The organism is Aquincola tertiaricarbonis, from assembly GCF_000969605.1.
Classification (GTDB): domain Bacteria; phylum Pseudomonadota; class Gammaproteobacteria; order Burkholderiales; family Burkholderiaceae_C; genus Aquincola; species Aquincola tertiaricarbonis.
Genome location: NZ_JZUE01000007.1, coordinates 54970 through 77385, shown reverse-complemented (window position 1 = coordinate 77385; position 22416 = coordinate 54970). Strand labels below are relative to the sequence as shown.

The 22416-nt window shown below is 70.0% G+C and carries 21 protein-coding genes and 1 other RNA gene; 13 read left to right on the top strand and 9 right to left on the bottom strand.

The genetic code is table 11. The features are described 5' to 3' along the window. The first annotated feature begins 260 nt into the window (after window positions 1-260). From VO99_RS10225 to pyrC, 5 genes are all read left to right on the top strand, one after another. Window positions 261-1157, top strand: coding sequence for an amino acid ABC transporter substrate-binding protein (locus VO99_RS10225; protein ID WP_046112753.1), 897 nt, complete (start codon window positions 261-263; stop codon window positions 1155-1157). Between the two features lie 105 nt (window positions 1158-1262). Next, a complete protein-coding gene (locus VO99_RS10220) occupies window positions 1263-1970 on the top strand; it encodes an amino acid ABC transporter permease (RefSeq protein ID WP_046112752.1) in 708 nt (235 codons plus the stop codon). After that, window positions 1970-2638: an amino acid ABC transporter permease gene (locus VO99_RS10215; RefSeq protein ID WP_046112751.1), complete on the top strand. Its 669-nt coding sequence runs from the start codon at window positions 1970-1972 to the stop codon at window positions 2636-2638. The genes VO99_RS10220 and VO99_RS10215 overlap by 1 nt, the downstream gene beginning before the upstream one ends. 15 nt (window positions 2639-2653) lie before the next feature. Then, window positions 2654-3388 carry an amino acid ABC transporter ATP-binding protein gene (locus VO99_RS10210; protein ID WP_046112750.1) on the top strand — a complete coding sequence of 245 codons (735 nt, stop codon included), beginning with the start codon at window positions 2654-2656 and terminating at the stop codon, window positions 3386-3388. A gap of 45 nt (window positions 3389-3433) precedes the next feature. Next, the gene (pyrC, locus tag VO99_RS10205) at window positions 3434-4495 is read left to right on the top strand and encodes a dihydroorotase (RefSeq protein WP_046112749.1); all 1062 of its coding nucleotides are present in this window, start codon (window positions 3434-3436) and stop codon (window positions 4493-4495) included. Between the two features lie 44 nt (window positions 4496-4539). Here the strand turns inward: pyrC and VO99_RS10200 are convergent, their stop codons facing one another. After that, window positions 4540-6729: a serine/threonine protein kinase gene (locus tag VO99_RS10200; protein WP_157039516.1), complete on the bottom strand. Its 2190-nt coding sequence runs from the start codon at window positions 6727-6729 to the stop codon at window positions 4540-4542. 8 nt (window positions 6730-6737) lie between these two features. Then, window positions 6738-7658, bottom strand: a complete 921-nt coding sequence (gene cysK, locus VO99_RS10195) for a cysteine synthase A (RefSeq protein ID WP_046112747.1) — start codon at window positions 7656-7658, stop codon at window positions 6738-6740. Window positions 7659-7718: 60 nt separating this feature from the next. Between cysK and rnpB the strand changes: the two genes are divergently transcribed. The 5 genes from rnpB to VO99_RS10175 all read left to right on the top strand — a co-directional run bounded on the left by rnpB (window position 7719) and on the right by VO99_RS10175 (window position 11816). Beyond that, window positions 7719-8057: RNase P RNA component class A (gene rnpB, locus VO99_RS28770), an RNA gene on the top strand. A gap of 21 nt (window positions 8058-8078) precedes the next feature. Beyond that, a complete protein-coding gene (locus VO99_RS10190) occupies window positions 8079-9284 on the top strand; it encodes a multidrug effflux MFS transporter (RefSeq protein ID WP_046112746.1) in 1206 nt (401 codons plus the stop codon). Window positions 9285-9363: 79 nt separating this feature from the next. After that, a complete protein-coding gene (locus tag VO99_RS10185; RefSeq protein ID WP_083440498.1) occupies window positions 9364-11079 on the top strand; it encodes a response regulator in 1716 nt (571 codons plus the stop codon). A 50-nt stretch (window positions 11080-11129) separates the two neighbouring features. After that, the gene (locus VO99_RS10180; RefSeq protein ID WP_046112745.1) at window positions 11130-11450 is read left to right on the top strand and encodes a hypothetical protein; all 321 of its coding nucleotides are present in this window, start codon (window positions 11130-11132) and stop codon (window positions 11448-11450) included. Window positions 11451-11456: 6 nt separating this feature from the next. Beyond that, the gene (locus VO99_RS10175) at window positions 11457-11816 is read left to right on the top strand and encodes a hypothetical protein (protein WP_157039515.1); all 360 of its coding nucleotides are present in this window, start codon (window positions 11457-11459) and stop codon (window positions 11814-11816) included. A gap of 21 nt (window positions 11817-11837) precedes the next feature. Here VO99_RS10175 and VO99_RS28745 read toward each other — a convergent pair whose 3' ends face one another. The 3 genes from VO99_RS28745 to VO99_RS10160 are packed head-to-tail and all read right to left on the bottom strand — an operon-like array spanning window position 11838 to window position 15085. Next, window positions 11838-12713: a hypothetical protein gene (locus tag VO99_RS28745; RefSeq protein ID WP_052736238.1), complete on the bottom strand. Its 876-nt coding sequence runs from the start codon at window positions 12711-12713 to the stop codon at window positions 11838-11840. 37 nt (window positions 12714-12750) lie between these two features. Continuing rightward, window positions 12751-13857, bottom strand: coding sequence for a M14 family metallopeptidase (locus VO99_RS10165; RefSeq protein ID WP_046112743.1), 1107 nt, complete (start codon window positions 13855-13857; stop codon window positions 12751-12753). Window positions 13858-13894: 37 nt separating this feature from the next. Then, entirely contained in the window at window positions 13895-15085 is a 1191-nt protein-coding gene (locus tag VO99_RS10160) for a M20 aminoacylase family protein (RefSeq protein ID WP_046112742.1), read from the bottom strand. A gap of 80 nt (window positions 15086-15165) precedes the next feature. Between VO99_RS10160 and VO99_RS10155 the strand changes: the two genes are divergently transcribed. Genes VO99_RS10155 through VO99_RS10145 form a run of 3 tightly spaced genes read left to right on the top strand, consistent with a single transcriptional unit; the run spans window position 15166 to window position 18662 of the window. After that, a complete protein-coding gene (locus tag VO99_RS10155) occupies window positions 15166-17232 on the top strand; it encodes a molybdopterin-containing oxidoreductase family protein (protein ID WP_046112741.1) in 2067 nt (688 codons plus the stop codon). Window positions 17233-17246: 14 nt separating this feature from the next. Continuing rightward, a complete protein-coding gene (locus VO99_RS10150) occupies window positions 17247-18311 on the top strand; it encodes an aminopeptidase (RefSeq protein WP_046112740.1) in 1065 nt (354 codons plus the stop codon). A 39-nt stretch (window positions 18312-18350) separates the two neighbouring features. Next, window positions 18351-18662 carry a polyhydroxyalkanoic acid system family protein gene (locus tag VO99_RS10145; protein WP_046112739.1) on the top strand — a complete coding sequence of 104 codons (312 nt, stop codon included), beginning with the start codon at window positions 18351-18353 and terminating at the stop codon, window positions 18660-18662. 24 nt (window positions 18663-18686) lie between these two features. Here the strand turns inward: VO99_RS10145 and VO99_RS10140 are convergent, their stop codons facing one another. The 4 genes from VO99_RS10140 to VO99_RS10125 form a co-directional block, all read right to left on the bottom strand. Further along, entirely contained in the window at window positions 18687-18944 is a 258-nt protein-coding gene (locus VO99_RS10140; RefSeq protein ID WP_046112738.1) for an acyl-CoA-binding protein, read from the bottom strand. A 29-nt stretch (window positions 18945-18973) separates the two neighbouring features. Next, window positions 18974-20170 (bottom strand): nicotinate phosphoribosyltransferase, encoded by a 1197-nt coding sequence (gene pncB, locus VO99_RS10135; protein ID WP_046112737.1) that lies wholly within the window; start codon window positions 20168-20170, stop codon window positions 18974-18976. Window positions 20171-20234: 64 nt separating this feature from the next. Beyond that, entirely contained in the window at window positions 20235-21755 is a 1521-nt protein-coding gene (locus VO99_RS10130; protein ID WP_046112736.1) for a BCCT family transporter, read from the bottom strand. A 46-nt stretch (window positions 21756-21801) separates the two neighbouring features. Further along, the gene (locus VO99_RS10125) at window positions 21802-22410 is read right to left on the bottom strand and encodes a DVUA0089 family protein (RefSeq protein WP_052736237.1); all 609 of its coding nucleotides are present in this window, start codon (window positions 22408-22410) and stop codon (window positions 21802-21804) included. Window positions 22411-22416: the final 6 nt, after the last annotated feature.

Genomic DNA, 22416 nt, shown 5'->3' with positions numbered 1-22416 from the left:
TGCGGCTGGTGCATGGAAGTTCACCGAATCGGAATTAGCGCGGGCAGGTGTTGCGAACGTACATTCGCGCCCGGCCCGGCAACGGGATTGGCCCGAAAGCTGCATCAAGCCAGCGCTTCGGGTTGGCGCGGGACCCTGCTGTACGGGTCCTCGCCAAGGGTGGAGCCTACGGGCTTTTACTTAGATGGTGCCTTCCTAGAATGGCGCCGCGCTTGAAACGTGCGTTGTTTTTACTTTCCATTTCCCAAGGAGCCTGTGGCATGAAGAAATCGATGATCGCTGTGGCCATTGCTGTCGCGGCGAGTGCTGCCACCGCACAAACCACCGATACGCTGAAGAAGATCAAGGACAGCGGCACCATCACCCTGGGCACGCGTGAGTCGTCGGGCGCACTGGCATACACCTTGGGCGACGGCAAGTACGTCGGCTTCCATACCGAGATGGCCGAGCGCATCGTGGCCGACCTGTCCAAGCAGCTGGGCACCAAGCTGGCCATCAAGTACCAGCCGGTCACCTCGCAGAACCGTCTGCCGCTGGTGCAGAACGGCACCGTGGACCTGGAGTGCGGCTCCACCACCAACAACGCCGCTCGCCAGAAGGACGTGGCCTTTGCCGTGACCACCTACGTGGAAGAAGTGCGCATCGCGGTCAAGGCCGCCTCGGGCATCAACTCCATCGAGCAGCTGGCGGGCAAGAAGGTGGCCACCACCACCGGCACCACTTCGGTGCAGACGCTGCGCAAGCATGAGCGTGCCGCCAACGTGAACTTCGAGGAAGTGTTCGGCAAGGACCACGCCGACGCCTTCCTGCTGCTCGACTCGGGCCGTGCCGACGCCTTCGTGATGGACGGCCAGATCCTGGCCGGCAACATCAGCAAGGCCAAGAGCCCGGCCGACTTCAAGATCGTGGGTGAAGTGCTGTCGGTCGAGCCGATCGCCTGCATGCTGCGCAAGGGTGACACCGCCTTCCAGACGGCCGTCAACGACAGTATCAAGGGCATGATCAAGAGCGGCGACCTGGCCAAGCTGTACGACAAGTGGTTCATGCAGCCGATCCCGCCGAGCAACACGCGCGTGGGCCTGCCGCTGTCGGAAGCCACCAAGGCCGCCTGGGCCAATCCGAACGACAAGCCGATGGAAGAGTACGCCAAGAAGTAAGGCGCTGCCGGCACGGTCCCGGGCCCGACGAAGGCCCGGGCCTTGCAACAAGCCGGCTGCCTGCATGCGTGCAGGCACAGACGACACACCTTGAGGAGGCGGCCTTTGAGCGGCACGTGGGATTGGCAGTTGTTTCTGCAGGACACCGGCGGTGGGGAAACCTATCTCGACTGGATGCTGTCCGCATGGGGGTGGACGCTGAGCGTCGCGGTACTGGCCTTGGTGCTGGCGCTGGGCATCGGTTCACTGATGGGCATTTTCCGCACGACGCCGAGCAAGCTGCTCGTGGCGATCGGCAACAGCTGGACGGAGCTGTTTCGCAATATTCCGCTGCTGGTCCAGATCTTCCTCTGGTACCACGTGCTGCCTTCCATCTTCCTGGTGCTGCGCGAGGTGCCCAGCTTCATGCTGGTGGTGTTCGCGCTCGGTTGCTTCACCTCGGCGCGTATTTCCGAGCAGGTGAAGGCCGGCATCCAGAGCCTGCCGCGCGGCCAGCGTTATGCCGGCCTGGCCGTGGGCCTGACGCTGCCGCAGACCTACCGCTACGTGCTGCTGCCGATGGCCTTCCGCATCGTCATCCCGCCGCTCACGTCGGAATCGATGAACATCGTCAAGAACTCGTCGGTCGCGTTCGCGGTCTCGATCGCCGAGCTGACCATGTTCGCGATGCAGGCGTCGGAGGAAACCTCGCGCTTTGAAGAGATCTTCATTCCCGTGACCGCCCTGTACTTCATTTCCGCGTTTGCCATCAACCGCGTCGCACAGCAGATCGAGAAGCGCCTGCGCATTCCCGGCCAGATCGGGGGCAAGTGATGGGAGCGCTCGATTTCTCATTCCTCAGCTGGGGCGTGCTGTCGAGCTTCGTGCTCAAGGGCCTGCTGTTCTCGCTGCAGCTCACCATCATCGCCATGGTGGGCGGCATCGTGCTGGGCACGGTGCTGGCGCTGATGCGCCTGTCCGGCAAGCCCTGGCTCGAAATCCCGGCCGCCGCGTACGTCAACACCATGCGGTCGATTCCGCTGGTGATGGTGATCCTGTGGTTCTTCCTGCTGATCCCGAAGCTGCTCGGCCAGCCGCTGGGCGCCGAGGTGTCGGCGATGATCACCTTCACGCTGTTCGAGGCGGCGTATTACTCGGAGATCATGCGCGCGGGTATCCAGAGCGTGCCGAAGGGCCAGGTGTATGCCGGTTATGCGGTGGGCATGACCTACTCGCAGACCATGCAGCTCATCGTGCTGCCGCAGGCCTTCCGCAACATGCTGCCCGTGCTGCTCACGCAGACCATCATCCTGTTCCAGGACACGTCGCTGGTGTATGCCATCGGTGCCTACGACCTGCTCAAGGGTTTCGAGGTGGCGGGCAAGAACTTCAATCGCCCGGTGGAAACCTACCTGGTCGCCGCCGTCGTCTACTTCATCATTTGCTTCAGCTTGTCGATGCTCGTGCGCCGCCTGCAGAAGAAGATCGCCATCATTCGTTGAGACAGGAAGCTCCCCATGATCGATATCAAGAACGTCAGCAAGTGGTATGGCAGCTTCCAGGTGCTCACGGATTGCACGACCACCATCAAGAAGGGTGAAGTGGTGGTGGTCTGCGGCCCATCGGGCTCCGGCAAGAGCACGCTGATCAAGACGGTGAATGCGCTGGAGCCGATCCAGAAGGGCGACATCGTGGTCGACGGCACCTCCATCAGCGACCCCAAGACCGACCTGCCCAAGCTGCGCAGCCGCGTGGGCATGGTGTTCCAGCACTTCGAGCTGTTCCCGCACCTGACGGTGACCGAGAACCTCACGCTGGCGCAGATCAAGGTGCTCGGCCGTAACAAGGACGAGAGCCTGAAGCGTGGCCTGAAGATGCTGGACCGCGTGGGCCTGTCGGCGCACAAGGACAAGTTCCCGGGCCAGCTGTCCGGCGGCCAGCAGCAGCGCGTGGCCATCGCCCGGGCGCTGTCGATGGACCCGATCGTGATGCTGTTCGACGAGCCCACCTCGGCGCTCGACCCCGAGATGGTGGGCGAGGTGCTGGACGTGATGGTGCAGCTGGCCCACGAAGGCATGACCATGATGTGCGTGACGCACGAGATGGGCTTCGCCAAGAAAGTGAGCCACCGCGTCATCTTCATGGATGCCGGCAAGATCATCGAGGACTGCCCGAGCAACGAGTTCTTCATCAACCCCGACGCACGCTCGCCGCGGGCGAAGGACTTCCTGTCGAAGATCCTGCAGCACTGACCTGCCGTTGACCGGCAGCCGGCAGCGGCCGGGCAGAATCGCCGCATGAGCTCTTCCGCCCCCGCTGCCTCCTCCGCCGACCACGTCACGCTGGTCCGGCCCGACGATTTCCACCTGCATGTGCGCGACGGCGCCGCCCTGGCGGCCGTGCTGCCGCACAGCGCGGCGCAGTTCCAGCGCGCGGTGATCATGCCCAACCTGCGGCCGCCGATCACCACCGCTGCACAGGCCGTGGCCTACCGCGAGCGCATCCTCGCGGCCCGCCCCGCCGGCTCCACCTTCGAGCCGTTGATGACGCTGTACCTCACCGACCTGCTGCCGCCCGACGAGATCCGTCGCGCGAAGGAGGCCGGCGTCGTGGCGGTCAAGCTCTACCCGGCCGGTGCCACCACCAACAGCGATGCCGGCGTGACCGACCTGCGCAAGACCTACAAGACGCTGGAGGCCCTTCAGCGCGAGGGCATGCCGCTGCTGATCCACGGCGAGGTGACCGATCCGGACATCGACCTGTTCGACCGCGAGGCCGTGTTCATCGACCGCGTGATGCGCCCGCTGCGTGCCGACCTGCCGGAGCTGAAGGTGGTGTTCGAGCACCTCACCACGCGCGAAGGCGCGCAGTACGTGGCCGCGGCCGACCGGTACACCGGCGCCACCATCACGCCGCAGCACCTGCTGTTCAACCGCAATGCCATCTTCATGGGCGGGCTGCGGCCGCACTACTACTGCCTGCCGGTGCTCAAGAGCGAGGAGCACCGCCAGGCCCTGGTGCAGGTGGCCACCTCCGGCAGCGACCGCTTCTTCCTGGGCACCGACAGCGCGCCGCATGCGGCCCACCTGAAGGAACACTCGGGCGGCCATGCGGGCTGCTACACCGCGCTGACTGCGCTGGAGCTGTATGCCGAGGTGTTCGAGGCCGCCGGTGCGCTGGACAAGCTGGAAGCCTTCACCAGCTTCAATGGCGCCGACTTCTACGGTCTGCCGCGCAACACCGGCACCGTCACGCTGCAGCGGCAGGCGTGGACCGTGCCCGAGTCGGTGCCGTTCGGTGATGCGGTGCTGAAGCCGCTGCGCGGCGGCGAGACGCTGCGCTGGCGGCTGGCCGACTGAGCCCCGGCGCGGTCAGCGGCTGAAGGGCGCCACGGCGCCTACGTTCAGCCGCCGGGCCCGCCCAGGTTCAGCGTGGCGTCCTTCCAGGCCGACCAGGCCAGGGCGCCGAGCACCACCAGCAGCACCAGCATCGCCAGCACCGCGGCCACCATGCGGCCGCGCGTCCAGCCTCCCGCCCGGGCGGGTGCCGGGCTGGCTGCGTCGGCCGGCGGCTCGGCCACCGACAGGGCGCTGAAATCGGGCAGCTCGATGCGCTGCGGCGCCTGCCCGGCCGGGCCCTCCGCCTGCATGGCGCCTTCAGGCGCACGCCGCGGCGGCGCCGGCGGCAGCGAGCCGATGGCCGCGGCGATGGCGGCCCGCACCGCGTCGTCGATGGGCTCCTCGTCGGCTTCCACCGCCGGCTTGCCGCTCCCAGCCTGCGGGGCGGGCCAGTCGATGGGCTGCAGCCGCATCGGAGCCGGTGTCGGTGCGTCGGGCACCGGTGCGGGCCAAGCCACGGGTGCGGGCGCCGACGTGACCTCGGGCGGCGGAGCGGGCACCGGTGCGGGGGCGGCCGTGGGCGCATGCAGTGGCGGCTCACGCAGCTCCTGCGCGGCGGCGGTGGCCATGAACTGCGGGATGGGATCGTGCACCGGCTCGTCGGGCGCGAGCGGCGGTAGCTCGGGTGCATCGAACGCCGGCTCGCGCGGGCCGGCGGTGAGCGAGGCTTGCAGCGGTTGGCCGGGTTCGAGCGACGGCTCCGGCGGCGATGCGATCGACGACGTCGGTGCCGGCTCGGCGGCTTCGGGCACCGACTCGTTCGCGGGCAGCGGCAGGGGCACCGGCTCAGGCACGGGCTGAGGCGGCGCCTGCCGAGCCTCCGACGGTGCCACCGGCGCAGGCTCCGCGGTCCGTTCGGGTTGGTGCTCGGTCGCCACAGGCACCGCGGGCATCGGTTCGGGCAGCGGCAGGCGGGCCGCAACCGGGGTGGCCTCATCGGCTTCCAGCAGCGTTTCCTCGAAGGGCCGCGCGGCCGGGCGCGTGGGGGCCGCAGGCGGCGCAGGCGTCCGGTCCTCCCAGGCGCGGGCGGCGAGGTCGGGCAGGGGCTCCAAAGCAGCCTCGTGGGACGAGGCGCGCACCGGCAAGGGCATCGGCGTGGGCAGGGGCGCCGCATGGGGCGCCGGTGACGTTGCCGGCGCCGGCGCGCGCGGCTTGCGCACCGGGGCGGTGGCGGTCTGCTCGGCCACCGCGCTGCGCAGGCTGGACGAGCGCAGCACCGCGCCGATGGACGGCTGCGGCCACGGCCGGGTGGCGGTGGCGTCGAAGGGCTCGCCGCCCGGCAGCGTCACATCCACCATGCCGGCGGCCAGGCCGCCGCTGGGCCGCAGTCCCATGGCCTGGCGCAACGCAGCGACGGACTGCGGCCGGTCGCCGGGCAGCGGCGCCAGCGCCCGCTCCAGCGCATGCGACAGGGCATGGCCCATCGGCGCACGCGTACGCAGCGCATGCGCGGTGGGTGGGTCGGCCGAGACGGCCACCGGCTGGGCCGACATCGCGAACCGCGCCAGCGCGGCCAGCGCATACACGTCGCTCCACGCGCCGCGCGGTAGGTGACCGCCGGAAGGCAGCTGCTCCACCGGCGTGTAGGCCGCATCCATCGTGCCCTGCAGCGAACGGCGCACGGTGCCGAAGCCCAGCAGCAGCGCAGGCCGGCCCTCGGCCAGGATGACCTGCTCGGGCAGCACGTAGCCATGCACCAGGTTGGCCGCATGCAGCGCCTCCAGCGGGCCCATCAGGTCCGCCAGCAGGTGGCGCAGGCCGCCTTCGTCCATGGTGTCGGAGTACATCGCCCGCCAGGCGGCCAGCGTGCGGCCGGGGGCGTAGGGCATCAGCCGGAAGACGGTGCCGTGGTCCTCGAAGAGGCCGCTCACCGGCAGCAGCCCGGGAATGTCCAGGTGCGCCAGCAGCCGCGCTTCCTCGATGAACGCCTGGCGGCCGGTGGCGAAGCGGGCCGCGTCGGCCGGGGTGCGCGGGCTCACCTGTCCATCGTCGTCGCGCTGGCAGAAGCCCGGCGCGAAGTACTCCTTCACCGCCACCGCGCGGCGCAGCATCGGATCCACCGCGTGGTAGACGATGCCGTATTCGCCGACCGACAGCACCGAGTCGATGACCACGCCGCCCACCCGGGTGCCGGGCGGCAGCGCATGTTCGTTTCCGGGGGGCGGTGCGCCCGCCAACTTCAAGGGCGTTGCCACGTTGCGCTTCACTCGGCGGGCAGGAAGCCTTCGACCGACAGGTAGCGCTCGCCGGTGTCGTAGTTGAAGCCCAGCACGCGGGCACCGGCGCCCAGCTCGGGCAGCTTCTGCGCGATGGCCTGCAGCGTGGCGCCGCTGGAGATGCCCACCAGCAGGCCTTCCTCGCGGGCGCTGCGGCGGGCCATCTCGCGGGCGGCCTCGGCGTCCACCTGGACCACGCCGTCCAGCAGCGCGGTGTGCAGGTTCTTCGGCACGAAGCCGGCGCCGATGCCCTGGATCGGGTGCGGCGACGGCTGGCCGCCGCTGATCACCGGCGAGGCGGTGGGCTCCACCGCGAACACCTTCAGCTGCGGCCATTGCGCCTTCAGCACCTGGGCGCAGCCGGTGATGTGGCCGCCGGTGCCCACGCCGGTGATCAGCGCGTCCAGGCCGTCGGGAAAGTCGGCCAGGATCTCCTGCGCGGTGGTGCGCACATGCACGTCGATGTTGGCGGTGTTCTCGAACTGCTGCGGCATCCAGGCGCCGGGCGTCTCGGCCACGATGGCCTGCGCCTTGGCGATGGCGCCCTTCATGCCCTCGGCCCGCGGCGTCAGCACGAAGCGCGCGCCGTAGGCCAGCATCAGCCGGCGGCGCTCCACGCTCATGCTGTCGGGCATCACCAGCACCAGGGTGTAGCCCTTGACGGCCGCCACCATCGCCAGGCCCACGCCGGTGTTGCCCGAGGTGGGCTCGACGATGGTGCCGCCGGCCTTCAGCAGGCCGCGCGCCTCGGCGTCCTCCACCATCGACAACGCGATGCGGTCCTTGATGGAGCCGCCGGGGTTGGCCCGCTCCGACTTGATCCACACGTTGGCGCCCGCGCCGTACAGGCGGTTGATGCGGATGTGCGGCGTGTTGCCGATGGTGGCGAGGACGTTGTCAGCGCGCATGGACGGTCTCCTTCTGCGGGAAAAATCACGGGATCGCGGTAGCCGCGATAATCGCACGGTGAAGCAAGCCAGACCGCCGCTGGTGCGATCGTGGAAACACGGCACTGGAGGAAGGTCCGGACTGCACAGGGCAGCGCAGGAGTTAACGGCTCTCCACCGCGAGGTGAGGATCAGAGCAACAGAGACGAGTCGCCGCGGTTTGCGCCGTGGCGGGTGAAACGGGCAATCTCTGCGCGCAGCAACACCAAATAGGCACACGTTGATTCGGCCCGAGGAGTGTGCGGGTAGGTGGCACCGAGCCGTGTGGGCGACCCACGGCCCAGAGGAATGGCGGTCACGCGGCGGCGCCTGCAAGGGCGACGCCGCGCACAGAATCCGGCCTATCGGCTTGCTTCACACTTTTACTTCGGAAGCTGCTGTTTGAATCCCCACGCATCCACCTTGTGGCGCGGCCCCCGCTGGACCCTGGCCGTGCTGCTGGCCTGCCTGGGCACCGTCGGTCCGTTCTCGATCGACACCTACCTGCCGGCGTTCTCCGGCATCCAGGCCTCGCTGGGCGCCACGCCGGCGGCCATGCAGCAGACGCTGTCGGCCTTCCTGTTCGGCTTTGCGCTGATGAACCTGTTCCACGGCGCGCTGGCCGACAGCTTCGGCCGCCGGCCGGTGGTGCTGTGGGGCATGGGGCTGTTCACGCTGGCGTCGCTGGGCTGCGCGCTGTCGCAGAGCGTGGGCTGGCTGGTGGTGTTCCGCGCGCTGCAGGGCATCTCCTGCGGGGCGGGCGTGGTGGTGTCGCGCGCCATCATCCGCGACATGTTCCCGCCGGCCGAGGCGCAGCGGGTGATGTCGCAGGTGACGATCTACTTCGGCGTGGCGCCTGCGGTGGCGCCGATGGTGGGCGGCCTCCTGTTCGTGCACCTGGGCTGGCATGCCATCTTCTGGTTCCTGGTGCTGGTGGGCGCGGCGCTGTGGCTGATCAACTGGCGGCTGCTGCCCGAGACGCTGGACCCTTCGCAGCGACAGAGCTTCCATCCGCGCCACCTGATGGCCGGCTACCTGCAGCTGGGCGCCAGCCCGCGCTTCATGGCGCTGGCGCTGGCCAGCGGCATCCCGTTCAACGGCATGTTCCTGTACGTGCTGTCGGCGCCGGTGTTCCTGGGCGAGCTGCTGCACCTGCAGCCCACGCAGTTCTTCTGGTTCTTCTGCATCAGCATCGGCGGGATCATGGCCGGCGCCTGGCTGTCGGGCCGGCTGGCCGGGCGCATCAAGCCCAAGCACCAGATCCGCAACGGCTTCGTCATCATGCTGGCGGTGTCGGTGGTCAACGTGGTGCTGAACCTGCTGCTGCCGCCGCACCCGGCCTGGGCGCTGCTGCCCATCGGCATCTTCGCCTTCGGGTGGGCGCTGATGGTGCCGGTGGTCACGCTGCTGGTGCTGGACCAGGCGCCCGACCGGCGCGGCATGGCGTCATCGCTGCAGGCCTGCGTGGGCAGCCTGGCCAACGGCCTGGTGGCGGGCGTCATCGCGCCGCTGGTGATGCATTCGGCCATCGGCCTGGCGCTCACGTCGATGGGCATGATGCTGATCGGCGTGGTGGCCTGGGTGTGGGTGAAGCCGCGCGTGACTTGAAGCACGCCGACCCGAGGGGCCGCCCGCGGCCGGAACCGGCCGGTGCGGGCGCTATGCTTGGTCAACCATCGCAGTCAGCATGAAGCAGCCGCCCTCCGCGCCCTCGAACCGTCCCGCTTGGCACCAGTGGTGGCGGCATTTCCGGGCCCGGCCGCCAGCCGCCTCCACCACGCCGGACGCCGCTGCGCCCGACCATCCGGCGGCACCGCGCGTGGCGGTGCAGCCCGCGGAGCCGGAAGCAGTCGCGTTGCGTGCCGCACTGGCCGCGAGCGAGGCGGCAGGTCGCGCCAAGTCCGAATTCCTGTCCCACCTGGGCCACGAGATCCGCACGCCGATGAGCGGCATCACCGGCATGGCCGACCTGTTGGCGGCCACCCAGCTGGACGCCACCCAGCGCGGCTACGTGGAGATGATGCAGCGCTCGGCCGGCAGCCTGCTCACCCTGGTGGACCGCCTGCTCGACTTCACCCGCCTGGAGGCCGAGCCGCCGCAGCTGCGTGCCGAGCCGGTGGCCCTGCGCGGCCTGCTCGACGCCGCCGTGGCCGAGGTATGGCCCCGCGCACAGGCCAAGCGCCTGCTGCTGGAATGCCTGCTCGACCCCGCGCTGCCCGCCTGGGTGCAGGCCGATCCTTCCCGGGTGCGGCAGGTGGTCAGCCACCTGCTGGAGAACGCCCTGGAGTTCACGCCGGTGGGCCAGGTGCTGCTGGCCGCGCGGCCGGCGCCCGAAGGCGGTGTGCTGATCGAGGTGAGCGACACGGGCATCGGCATCGCACCGGCGCTGCATGCCAGCGTGTTCACGCCCTTCGTGCAGGCGGACGCCAGCCTGGCGCGCCGCCAGGGCGGCATCGGCCTGGGGCTGGCGGTGGTGCACCTGTTGGTGCAGGCCATGGGCGGCCAGGTGGTGCTGCACAGCGAGGAAGGCCACGGCGCGCTGTTCCGCGTGCATCTGCCGCTGCAGCCGCTGGAAGCACCCACCGCGCCCGGGCCGCTGCGGGACGCCGCATCGGCGCGCCGCGTGGGTGTGGTCAGCGACGCGCTGGCCAGCCAGCAGGCCTGGCAGGCCCGGCTGCGCCACCTGGGGCACGAGGTGGTGTCCACCCTGACGTGGCGGGAGCTGGCCTTCGAGCCGGAGACCCTGGCCGCGCAAGCCCCGCATGTGGTGCTGTACGACGAGCCGCCCGGCGGCTGGCCGCCCAACGGGCTGGACGATCCGCAGCCCGTGCCGTGGGAACGGCTGATGATTCTGCGCAGCGAAGCTGCCGCCGGCGGCACCAGCTTCGGCGCCTTCCCGGGCACGCGGCTGCAGCGTCCGGTGGACGATGCCGGCCTGGCCCGTGCGCTGGACGCCACCCACCGCGGCGGCGGCGGGGCAGCGGGCGGCCTGGCGCCGCAGGCCGCCCCGCCGGCCGGCCGCGGCCGCGTGCTGCTGGTGGAAGACCACGAGATCAACCAGGTGGTGGCCCGCAGCTTCCTGGAACACCTGGGCTTCGAGGTGGACGTGGCCTCCGATGCCACCGGCGCCATGAGCGCGCTGGACGCCCGCGATTTCGCCGTGGTGGTGATGGACTGCCAGATGCCCGGCATGGACGGCTACGAGCTCACCCAGCGCATCCGCGCCGGCGAGGCGGGTTCGCGTGCCCAGCGCACGCCCATCATCGCGTTGACCGCGCATGCCACGCCCGCCGACCGCGAGCGCTGCCTGGACGCCGGCATGAACGACTACCTGGCCAAGCCGGTGAACGTGCAGCTGCTGGGCAGCACGCTGGAGCGTTGGCTGGCGCCCACGCGGGACTGACGACCCCCGCGCCGGCATGCAGCCGGGCGCGGCGCTACCATGCGGGCGACATGGAACTCGTGACCCAGGTGCTGGCCGGTGCGGTACTGGCCGTGTGCATTGCGCTGCTGCTGCGCATGGTGATCGGTGCGCGCCTGCGCTACCGCATCGACGCGGCGGCGCAGGCTGCCTGGCAGCGGCTTCGGCGCGGCCGCGCCGGCACCCGGCCGACGCCGCCGGTGCGTGGCGCCGACGCGAAGGAAGCCGCCCGCGTGGCCGAGGAGGCGATACGCCGCGCCGCGCGCCGCGGCCGCTGGGAGGGCAACGTCTACAAGCCCGACGCCTTCCGCCCGCCCGCCGACGACAAGACCGACCGCCGCAAACCCCACTGACACCGCATGCTGCCGCCATCAAGCCGTACCACGCCCGAACGCTGGGTGGCCGAAACCCGCGGTCGCGGGCTCCTCAAGCTCGACATCCCGCCCGACGCCGCCCGCACCCGCACCTTCGAGATCAGCTGCAGCCTGCAGGTGCAGGCCCGCGACGGCGGCCAGGCCTGGCACGGCATGAAGGTGCTGGTCGACGGCGCGCAGCAATGGGCGCGCCGCGTGCCCACCCATGAAGGCGGGCGTGATTCGCTGGACGTGCGCTTCCGCAAGACGGTGGAGCCGGGCCGTCCGCTGAGGCTGTCGGTGCAGACCGAGCTGCACCAGTCGGCACCGCTGGCGCTGCAGGTGGTGGCGGAGGAAGAGGCCTGACGGCGGCCTGAGCCAGGCCGGTCAGGCCGGCGCGGCCGCCTGCAGCTCGGCCAGTTCCTTCTCGCACCAGGGCCGTTCGTCGACCGCCAGCTGCGCATGGCAGGCCAGCGCGGCATCACGCGCCTGCGCGAAGCAGGCTTCGTCACCCAGCGCGCGATGTGCGAAGGCCTGTACCGCGTGGGCGAAGAAGCGCTCGAAGGCTGGCGCGTCGTTGGCGGTGCAGACGGCCAGGCAGCGCCGGGCGCTTTCGAGAGCGGCCTCGGCCTCGCCGGCCGCCAGCCGGCAGCAGCTCAGGCGGTGCTCGGCGCGTTCCACCTGCAGCCAGCCGCCGGCGCGTGTCCAGTAGGCCAGGCCGGTCTCGGCGGCGCGCAGCATCAGCGCGGTCTCGGCTGCGCTGCGTTGCGGGCGGTCCTGCAGGTCGGCGGCAATGTTGTTGCCGGCCACGGCCAGCGCACGCAGCGCGGGCGAGCCGTCGGGCAGCCCTTCGGCGGCCACGGCCAGCGCGGCATCCAGCGAGCTGGCGGCCGCTTCCGCGTCGCCGCGGCCCACCTGCATGGCGGCGGCGCCCGCGAGCACCGCGGCGCGTTCGCCGGCCATCAGGTCGTCCAGCGCTTCGCCGTCGCCGCTGGCGCAGCGCAGCGTGCGTTCGGCCCGCTGCACGGCGGCCAGCGCCACCGCATCTTCCGCGGCCACGCCGCGCAACCGGCCCAGCAGCACCAGCGCGTCGTGCCAGCGGCCCAGGTGCTCGCCGTACACATGCGCCAGCAGCGAGGCGAAGGCCGGCACCTCGGCAGGTGACTGCACTTCGGGCAGCTTCTCGGCCAGCTGCTGGGCGATGGTGTCGGCGTCGTCGCCGTGGGCGTCCCAGGCGTCGTTGATGAAGGTGGAGAGGTCCATGGCGCTGCGCGTCGTCGGTGGCGGAGCGCCATTTCTATCACTTGCCGGGGGACAGCCCCTGCACCGCCTGCCGAGCCGCCTCCACGCCTTGCTCGACGATGCGCTGCTTCCATTCCGGCGTCTCGGTATAGAAGGCCGCGCGCATGCGCTGCTCGATCTCGCGACGCAGCGGCGTGTCGCCCAGTTCGGGCCGGTTCTCCAGCCATTGGGCGCCGCGCAGGGCTTCCAGCATCTCGCCCAGGGGCACGGTGCCGTATTCCAGCGCGATGCCGGTGTACTCGGCCTGCGCGCATTCGGTGTCGGCGGCGCTCCACATCAGGCCGACCAGCGGCGCGGAGCTGCTGCTGCCGTCGTAGATGGAGGTGACGCTGTCGCCCCACCAGGCGCGGGCGCGGGCCAGCGCGGCGGCGTCGTTGCGGCAGGCGAAGATGCGCTCGCCGTGGCCCGAAGGGCCCAGGCCGGTGTGCAGGTCGATCCAGCCCAGCCGCGTGCAGCGCGTGGCCTGCTCCTGCAGCACGTGGCGCAGCGTCTGCTGGCTCCAGGTGGGGTTGCGGCCACCGTAGAAGATGCCCTGCGGCTGCGTGTACTGGCCGCCGGAGATGGCGGCCTGCAGGGCACGCTCGCCATGCCGCGCGGCATAGGCCGTGAGCGCCGCCTGCGCCTCGGCCGAAGGCGGCCAGGTGTCGGGCACGATCCAGTGCGCCAGCTCGTCGTAGCCGGGGTTGTCGGGCAGCGGCTTGCTGAAGTCGTGCCAGTTGCGGTTGAGGTCGACGTTCTCGTGCGTGGTGCGCCGGTTCCACGAGAAGCCCCAGGGGTTCAGCGCATGGATGTACAGCACGGCCACGCCGGCCTCGGCAGCCTGGCGCTGGAAGGCGGTGTCGGCCAGCAGCGCGTTCTGCACGCCCGAGCCGCAATAGCCTTCGATGCCGTGGCAGGCGCTGCTGACGATCAGCAGCGACGCCGCATCGGCCGGGCCCGCGCGGGCCACGTCCATCGCCAGCGCCTCGCCGTCGCGGCCCACCAGCGGATGCGGATGGCTCTGCACGTCGAGCCCCGCGGCTTCCGCCGAGGCCAGGAACTTCTGCCGCGCCTCGGCATAGGTGGTGGCGAAGAAGCCGTCGATCTCGGGGGCGGTGGACGTCATGGGTGCCGGGTACTCAGGCAGTGGAGGAAGCTTGTTTTCAGCGCGGCGCCAGCCAGCGCTCGGCCATCCGCACCCAGGCGGTGGCGCCCAGCGGGATCAGGTCGTCGTTGAAGTCGTAGCTGGGGTTGTGCAGCATGCAGGGGCCCAGGCCATGGCCGCCTTCGCGGTGCGCGCCTTCGCCGTTGCCCACCATCAGGTAGCAGCCCGGCACCTTCTGCAGGAAGAAGCTGAAGTCCTCGGCGCCCATCGTGGGCTCGAAGGGCACGACGTTGTCGGCACCCACCACCTCGGCCAGCACGCCCTTGGCGAACTCGGTCTCGGCGTCGTGGTTGATGGTGGGCGGATAGTTGCGCACGAACTCGAAGTCGACGGTGCATTCGAAGGCCGCGGCCGTGTGCTCGGCCACTTCCTTCATGCGGCGCTCGATCATGTCCAGCACCTCGGTGGTGAAGGTGCGCACGGTGCCCTCCATCACGCAGTGCTCGGGGATCACGTTGGTGGCCTCGCCGGTGTGGATCATGGTCACCGAGATCACGCCGGTGTCGATCGGCCGCTTGTTGCGGCTGATGATGGTCTGGAAGGCCTGCACCATCTGGCAGGCCGCCGGCACGGGGTCGGTGCCCAGGTGCGGCATGGCGCCGTGCGCGCCCTTGCCGTGCACGGTGATCTTGAACTCGTTGCTCGACGCGTAGATGGGCCCGCTGCTCACCGCGAACTGCCCCACCTTCAGGCCCGGCCAGTTGTGGGCGCCGAACATGGCTTCCATCGGGAACAGGTCGAACAGGCCGTCCTTGATCATCTCGCGCGCACCGCCGCCGCCTTCTTCGGCCGGCTGGAACACCAGGTACACCGTGCCGTCGAAGTGGCGGTGCTTGCTCAGGTGCTTGGCCGCGGCCAGCAGCATGGCGGTGTGGCCGTCGTGGCCGCAGGCATGCATCTTCCCGGGGTGCTTGCTGGCATGCGGGAAGTGGTTGTGCTCGGTGATGGGCAGGGCGTCGATGTCCGCCCGGATGCCCACGGCGCGCTTCGAGCTGCCGTTGCGCACGATGCCGACCACGCCCGTGGTGCCCAGGCCGCGGTGCACCTCGATGCCCCAGTCGGTGAGCGCCTTGGCGATGAGGTCGGAGGTGCGCACCTCTTCGAAACACAGCTCGGGATGGGCGTGGATGTCGCGCCGCAGCGTGGCGATGCTGGCAGCGTCTGCCAGGATGGATTCGATCAACCGCATGATGAAAGGCTTCCAAGCAGGGAGCGGGCCAGTTTACGCCGCAGGCATCACCCGGTGGCCGGCTGTGCCATAGTGACCCGATGAGCTCGACCGCCATCGCTGAACGGGTCGTGCGCGCTGCCTGCCCGCACGACTGCCCCGACACCTGCGCCATGCGGGTGACCGTCGCCGAGGACCGCGTGATCCGCATCCAGGGCGACCCGGACCACCCGCCCACCCACGGCGCGCTGTGCACCAAGGTGTCCCGCTATGCCGAGCGGGTGGAACACCCGGAGCGCGTGCTGTACCCGATGAAGCGCAGCGGCCCCAAGGGCAGCGGCCAGTTCGAGCGCGTGAGCTGGGACGAGGCGCTGGGAGACATCGCGCGGCGGCTGCAGGCCATCGCGGCACGCAACCCGCAGGCGGTGCTGCCCTACAGCTATGCCGGCACCATGGGCCTGCTGCAGGGTGAAGCAATGGCGGCACGCTTCTTCCACAAGCTGGGCGCCTCGCTGCTGGACCGCACCATTTGCGCCAGTGCCGGCGCAGCCGGGCTGCAGGCCACCTATGGCGGCAAGCTGGGCATGCACCTGGAGCAGTTCGCGGGCAGCAAGCTCATCGTCATCTGGGGCAGCAATTCGATCGCTTCGAACCTGCATTTCTGGACCTTCGCCCAGCAGGCCAAGCGGGCCGGCGCCAAGCTGTGGTGCATCGACCCGCGCCGCAGCGAAACCGCCGACAAGTGCCATCGCCACCTGGCGCTGAAGCCGGGCACCGACGGCGCGCTGGCGCTGTCGCTGATGCACGAGCTGATCACCCGCGGCTGGCTGGACGCCGACTACATCGAGCGCCATGTCGAGGGCTGGCCCGAGCTGCGCGAGCGTGCGCTGCAATGGCCGCCCGAGCGCGCGGCCCAGGTGTGCGGCGTGCCGGCCGACGACATCCGCGAGCTGGCGCGCGATTACGGCACCACGCAGCCCGCGGCCATCCGCCTGAACTACGGCATGCAGCGCGTGCGCGGCGGCGGCAATGCGGTGCGGCTGGTGGCGCTGCTGCCCTGCCTGACCGGCGCCTGGCGGCATCCGTCGGGCGGCATGCTGCTCAGCGCCTCCAGCTGGTTCCTGCGCGCGATCGACCATGCGGCGCTGCAGCGGCCCGACCTGCTGGCCGGCCGGCGGCCGCGCACCATCAACATGAGCACCATTGGCGACGACCTGCTGCGCGAGGGCAGCGAAGCCTTCGGGCCGAAGATCGAGGCGGTGGTGGTCTACAACAGCAACCCGGTGGCGGTGGCGCCGGAGTCGCGCAAGGTGGTGCAGGGCTTTGCGCGGGAAGACCTGTTCACCGTGGTGCTCGAGCACTTCATGACCGACACCGCCGACCATGCCGACTACGTGCTGCCCGCCACCACGCAGCTGGAACACCTGGACCTGCACACCAGCTACGGCCACACCTACGTGCTGCTGAACCAGCCGGCACTCAGCCCGCGCGGCGAGGCCAAGCCCAACACGCAGATCTTCCGCGAGCTGGCCGCGCGCATGGGCTACGACGACGCCTGCTTCTTCGATACCGACGAGGCCCTGGCCCGCCAGGCCCTGAAGCCCGGCATCGCCTACGAGGCGCTGCAGGCCCACGGCTGGCAGAAGCTGCCGCTGCCCGACGCGCCGTTCGCCGAAGGCGGCTTCCTCACGCCCAGCGGCAAGGCCGATGCGCGCGGCGCCGACCACCTGCCCAACCATGAATGCGCGGAGAGCACGCCGGCCCTGGCCGCGCAATACCCGCTGGCCATGATCTCGCCGCCAGCGCGGCATTTCCTCAATTCCACCTTCGTCAACGTGAAGAGCCTGCGCAGCATCGAGGGCGAGCCGCTGGTCGAGATCCACCCCGACGATGCCGCACCGCGCGGCATTGCCACCGGCATGCTGGTGCGGGTGTTCAACGACCGCGGCAGCTACCGCTGCAAGGCCGAGGTGAGCACCCGGGCGCGGCCCGGCGTGGTCAACGGCCTGGGCATCTGGTGGCGCAAGTTCGGCGTGGACGGCACCAACGTCAACGAGCTGACCCACCAGCAGCTCACCGACCTGGGCCGCGCGCCCAGCTTCTACGACTGCCTGGTGCAGGTGGCGGCCGATGCGCCGGCCACCTCGGTGGCACCCGCGGTGGCGTGAGGCGCGGGCTGCGCATGGCGTTCTGGGGCGGGGCCGGCGTGGCTGCGCTGTGCGTGGCGGCCCTCGGCCTGGGCGGCTGCAGCACGGCCGGTTATTACGCGCAGGCCGCACGCGGCCACCTGGACCTGCTGGCACGTGCGCGGCCGGTGCCGGAGCTGCTGGCCGATGGCAGCACGCCCGAGGCCTTGCGCCGCCAGCTGGCGCTGTCGCAGCGCATCCGCGACTTCGCGGTGGCCGAGCTGCACCTGCCCGACAACCGCAGCTACCGCAGCTACACCGACCTGGGCCGCACGGCGGCGGTGTGGAACGTGGTGGCCACGCCCGAGCTGTCGCTCAAGCTGAAGACCTGGTGCTTCCCGGTGGTGGGCTGCATCGGCTACCGGGGCTACTACGACCGCGCCGCCGCCGATGCGCTGGCAGCGCAGCTGCAGGCCGAAGGCTGGGAGGCCACGGTGTACGGCGTGCCCGCCTATTCCACGCTGGGCTGGAGCGAGTGGCTGGGCGGCGACCCGCTGCTCAATACCTTCATCGGCTGGCCCGAGGGCGAGCTGGCGCGCATGGTGTTCCATGAACTGGCGCACCAGGTGGCCTATGCCGACGACGACACCGCCTTCAACGAGAGCTTCGCCACCGCGGTGGAACGCATCGGCAGCGAGCGCTGGCTGAACGAGCATGCCGCCCCCGGCGCCCGCGAGGCCTATGCCGCCCAAGGCCAGCGCCGGACCGACTTCCGTGCGCTGACGCAGGCCGCGCGCGCAGACCTGCAGGCGCTGTATGCCAGCACCGCCTCCGATGCCGACAAGCGCGCGGCCAAGGCCGAACGCCTGGCCCGCCTGCGGGCCGACTACGAGGTGATCAAGCGCGAGCGCTGGGGTGGGTTCACCGGCTACGACGCCTGGTTTGCACGCGCCGGCAATCCGTCGCTGGCGGTGCAGGGCGCCTACAACGACCTCGTGCCGCAGTTCCTGCGCCTGTATGAGCGGCAGGGCCGCAGCTTCCCGCGCTTCTACGACGAGGTGCGTCGCCTGGCCGCGCTTCCGATGGCCGAGCGCCGTGCCGCGCTGCAGGCCGAGCCCTGACCTTCTTCCGCACCGACGACCGACCCCAAGGAGAGCCGAATGGCCCGTCAGCCCGACATCCACATCCAACGCCCGCATGCACTGGGCCTGCCCAAGGCGCGCCGGCTGGCGCAGCAATGGATGGCGCAGGCCACGGAGAAGTACGGCCTGCAGTTCAGCACCGAGGAAGGGGACGAGGGCGACACCGTGCGCTTCGAGCGCAGCGGCATTCAGGGCACGCTGGCGGTGCGGGCCGACAAGCTCGACCTGCAGGCCGAGCTGGGCTTCCTGTTCAAGGCGATGGGCGCCACGGTGGAGACCGAGATCGCCCGCAAGATCGATGCGCTGCTGGCCAAGGCCAGCACCGCATGAGGTGACGGGGCCGAGCCGCGCCGCCTACTTCAGCGACTCGATCAGCTCGATGTAGTCGCCCATCGCCTGCTCCGGCGAGGTGCCGGACAGCGATTGCCAGGCGTCGTACTTGGCGCGGTTGACGAAGTCGGACAGGCCGGGGCGGTCGCCCTGCACGTCGCCGCTGCTGGCCTGCTTGAACAGCGCATAGATGCGCAGCAGCGTCATGTTGTCGGGCTTCTCGGGCAACTGCTTGCTTTCGGCAACGGCTTGCTCGAATCGGGTCTTCAGGTCGTCGGACATCTTGGGCGGTCTGGAGGAGAAAAGGCGGCTCAGGGCGTGGCCACCGGCACGTTGAACACCTGGCGCAGGTAGGCCAGGAAGGTGTGGTCGTCGCAGATGGTCTTGCCGGGGCTGTCGGACAGCTTGGCCACCGGCTGGCCATTGCAGTGGGTGAGCTTCATGACGATGTGCAGCGTCTTCAGGCCCACGTCGTTGGTGAGGTTGGTGCCGATGCCGAAGCCCAGCTGCGTGCGGTCGGCGAAGTGGCGGTACAGCGCCAGCGCGCGCGGGATGTCCAGCCCGTCGGAGAAGGTCAGCCGCTTGGTGTGCGCGTTGATGCGCAGCTTCTCGTAGTGCGCCAGCGCCTTCTCGCCCCACACGATGGGGTCGCCGGAATCGTGGCGCAGGCCGTCGAACAGCTTGGCGAAGTACAGGTCGAAGTCGGCCAGGAAGGCGTCCATGCCCACCACGTCGGTCAGCGCCACGCCCAGGTCGCCGCGGTATTCCTGCACCCAGCTCTCGAGCGCGGCCTTCTGGAAGTCGCGCAGCCGCACGCCCAGGGCCTGGTAGGTCTGCAGGTACTCGTGCGCCATCGTGCCGATGGGGATGAGGTCGAGGTCGCGTGCCAGCAGCACGTTTGAGGTGCCCTTGAAGTAGCGCGAGGCCTCGCGCTTGAGCGTGCCCACCACCTCGCGCTGCCAGGCGCCGCTGTAGCGCCGGCGCACGCCGAAGTCGAAGAACTCGAACGGATGGGTGCGCGGCGCCTCGTGGTCGAAGCGGTCCAGCAGCTCCAGCTTGTCCTGCAGCCGCTGGCGGCCGCAGGCCAGGGCCTTGTCGGCATCGAAGCGGCGGAAGTACAGCTCGTTGACCATCGCCAGCACGTAGATCTCGAAGGCCATCACGTGCACTTGCGGGCCGTTGGCGATGATCTCCAGCGTGTCGCCAGAGATGCGCACGTGGATGAACTCCCGCTGGAACTGGAAGATGCGCAGGAAGTCGACGAAGTCGGTCTTGATGTAGCGCAGGCCGCGCAGGTACTTCAGCTCGTCGGGGCGGAAGCGCAGGCTGCACAGGTGGTCCAGCTGCTCGCCGATCTCCTGCTCCAGCTCGGACAGCGGATACCCCGGCTCGTGGCGGCAGACGAAGCGGTACTCGGCCTGGGTCTGCGGATGGCGATGCAGCATCGCCTGCCACATGGTGAACTTGTAGAGGTCGTTGTCCAGCAGGCTGTGGATGATCGGTTGCACTCGGGTCTCTCCGGCGGCTCACCCGGCCGCGCGTGGCCCATTGTCGTCGCAAGCCGCCGGGCCCTCAGCGGTCGGCGGCCAGCTCCCGCAGGCGGCGCCGCAGTGCCCGTTCACGGCGGTCTTCCTCGTGCCAGTCGAGGCGCACGCCGCGCCACAGCGCCAGCGCCATCAGCAGGATGACGATGGTGAACGGCAGCGCGAAGACGATGGTGGCCGTCTGCACCGCCTTCAGCCCGCCGCTGAGCAGCAGGCTGACTGCGATGCCGGCAATCAGCAGGCCCCACAGGATCTTGCTGCGGGCGGAGGGGTTCGGGTCGCCGCGGTGGCTCATCATGCCCAGCACCAGCGTGGCCGAATCGCCCGAGGTGACGAAGAAGACCGCCACCAGCACCGTGGCCACCAGCGACATCACGCCGCCCAGCGGCAGCAGTTCGAACATCGCGAACAGCGCGGTGGACACATCGGCCTTGACGGCCGCGGCGATGGGCGCGCCGTGCATCACCTCCAGGTTGAGCGCGGTGCCGCCGAAGATGCTGAACCACAGCATGGCGGCCAGCGTGGGGGCCAGCACCGTGCCCATCACGAACTCGCGGATGGTGCGCCCGCGGGACACGCGCGCGATGAACAGGCCCACGAACGGCGCCCACGACACCCACCAGGCCCAATAGAAGATGGTCCAGCCGGCCACCCAGCTGCTGTCGCGAAAGGGCGTCATGCGCAGGCTCATGCGCACGAACTCGCTCAGGTAGCCGCCCAGCGTGTTGGTCAGCGTGTCGATGATGGCCACCGTGGGCCCCAGCACGAAGACGGCCAGCGCCAGCAGCGCCGCCACCATCAGGTTGGCGTTGGACAGCCACTTGAGCCCCCGCGCCACGCCGCTGACGGCCGACGTGATGAAGATGGCCGTGGTGACCACGATGATGGCGACCTGCGCGGTGGTGGACACCGGCAGCCCGAACACCTTGGCCAGCCCGCTGTTGATCTGCAGCGCGCCGATGCCCAGCGACGCCGCCACGCCGAATGCAGTGGCGATGACGGCCAGGCTGTCGAACAGCGGTGCCAGCTTCTTCACCAGCGGGTAGGGCAGCGACGAAGTCACCGCACTCACCAGCGCCGGCTGCTGCCGGCGGAACTGGAAGAAGGCGATGGCCAGCGCCACGACGCTGTACACCGCCCACGGGTGCAGCCCCCAGTGGAAGAAGCTGTAGCGCATGGCCGCGTTGGCCGCCTCGGGCGTGTTGGCGGGGATGCCCGGCGGCGGCGCGCCGTAGTGCGAGATGGGCTCGGCCACGCCCCAGAACACCAGGCCGATGCCCATGCCCGCGGCGAACAGCATCGAGAACCAGGAGCCCAGCGAGAACTCGGGTTCGTCGTCCTCCGCCCCCAGCTTCAGCGAGCCGTAGCGGCTGAAGGCCAGCAGGGCGCACATCACCACCAGCGCCAGCACCACCCACAGGTAGAACGAGCCGAAGTTGCGTGTGATGAAGGCGAGCGCTTGCTCGAAGGTGGTGCCCAGGGATGCCGGGTACAGCAAGCCCCACAGCACGACGGCGCCGATCAGGCCAGCGGAAACGAACGTTGGCATCGGAAGCCCTCCTGTACGGAAGGCGACCGATGTTAAGCGCGGTGGCTCAGCGGCGGCGACGCGCCGCCGGCACCAGCGCCGCTGCGCCGAGTGCCATCAACAGCCAGGTGGAGGGCTCGGGCACCGCGCTGACGTTCTGCACGCCGCTGAACTGGACGCGCCAGAAGCTGCCCTTCTGGTCGTTGGCGTTCGGGTCGTAGGTGGGCTGGTTCCACTGGCCGATGGCGATGGGCGCCTCGGCGTCGTAGGTGAAGCCCTGCGACAGCAGCTCGCCGTTGGCGTCGTTCGAGCTGGCCACCAGCGTGAGCATGTAGCGGCCTGCGGCCGGCTGCGGCAGCGCCAGGCCGGCGTCGAAGTAGCCGCTGTTGCCGATGGCGGGGTCGGCATCGTCGTTCTCAGTCACCCGGGTCCAGTCGTTGCCGGTCTTCGACCACAGCACGACGGCCGGGTCGAAGTTGAGGCCGCCCTGCCACGAGTCGGTGAACAGCGTGACATCGCTGCCGCCGGCGGCCACGTCGAAGGTGATGCGCACCACGTCGTTGTGGTTCGTGATGTTGCCGCTGAGGGTGAAGTCGGCGGCATGCGCGGTCAGGCCGGCGGCGGCCAGCAGCACGCCGACGGCGGCGCGCAGGGCGAAAGGAAGGGCGGTGGTCATGGGGTG

Coding starts and splice junctions, on each gene's coding strand:
- VO99_RS10225 (WP_046112753.1), top strand. CDS start 261: ATGAAGAAATCGATGATCGCTGTGGCCATTGCTGTCGCGGCGAGTGCT.
- VO99_RS10215 (WP_046112751.1), top strand. CDS start 1,970: ATGGGAGCGCTCGATTTCTCATTCCTCAGCTGGGGCGTGCTGTCGAGC.
- VO99_RS10145 (WP_046112739.1), top strand. CDS start 18,351: ATGGCCCGTCAGCCCGACATCCACATCCAACGCCCGCATGCACTGGGC.
- VO99_RS10140 (WP_046112738.1), bottom strand. CDS start 18,944: ATGTCCGACGACCTGAAGACCCGATTCGAGCAAGCCGTTGCCGAAAGC.
- VO99_RS10180 (WP_046112745.1), top strand. CDS start 11,130: ATGGAACTCGTGACCCAGGTGCTGGCCGGTGCGGTACTGGCCGTGTGC.
- pyrC (WP_046112749.1), top strand. CDS start 3,434: ATGAGCTCTTCCGCCCCCGCTGCCTCCTCCGCCGACCACGTCACGCTG.
- VO99_RS10150 (WP_046112740.1), top strand. CDS start 17,247: ATGGCGTTCTGGGGCGGGGCCGGCGTGGCTGCGCTGTGCGTGGCGGCC.
- VO99_RS10125 (WP_052736237.1), bottom strand. CDS start 22,410: ATGACCACCGCCCTTCCTTTCGCCCTGCGCGCCGCCGTCGGCGTGCTG.
- VO99_RS10155 (WP_046112741.1), top strand. CDS start 15,166: ATGAGCTCGACCGCCATCGCTGAACGGGTCGTGCGCGCTGCCTGCCCG.
- VO99_RS10130 (WP_046112736.1), bottom strand. CDS start 21,755: ATGCCAACGTTCGTTTCCGCTGGCCTGATCGGCGCCGTCGTGCTGTGG.
- VO99_RS10175 (WP_157039515.1), top strand. CDS start 11,457: ATGCTGCCGCCATCAAGCCGTACCACGCCCGAACGCTGGGTGGCCGAA.
- cysK (WP_046112747.1), bottom strand. CDS start 7,658: ATGCGCGCTGACAACGTCCTCGCCACCATCGGCAACACGCCGCACATC.
- VO99_RS10185 (WP_083440498.1), top strand. CDS start 9,364: ATGAAGCAGCCGCCCTCCGCGCCCTCGAACCGTCCCGCTTGGCACCAG.
- VO99_RS10165 (WP_046112743.1), bottom strand. CDS start 13,857: ATGACGTCCACCGCCCCCGAGATCGACGGCTTCTTCGCCACCACCTAT.
- VO99_RS10160 (WP_046112742.1), bottom strand. CDS start 15,085: ATGCGGTTGATCGAATCCATCCTGGCAGACGCTGCCAGCATCGCCACG.
- VO99_RS28745 (WP_052736238.1), bottom strand. CDS start 12,713: ATGGACCTCTCCACCTTCATCAACGACGCCTGGGACGCCCACGGCGAC.
- VO99_RS10210 (WP_046112750.1), top strand. CDS start 2,654: ATGATCGATATCAAGAACGTCAGCAAGTGGTATGGCAGCTTCCAGGTG.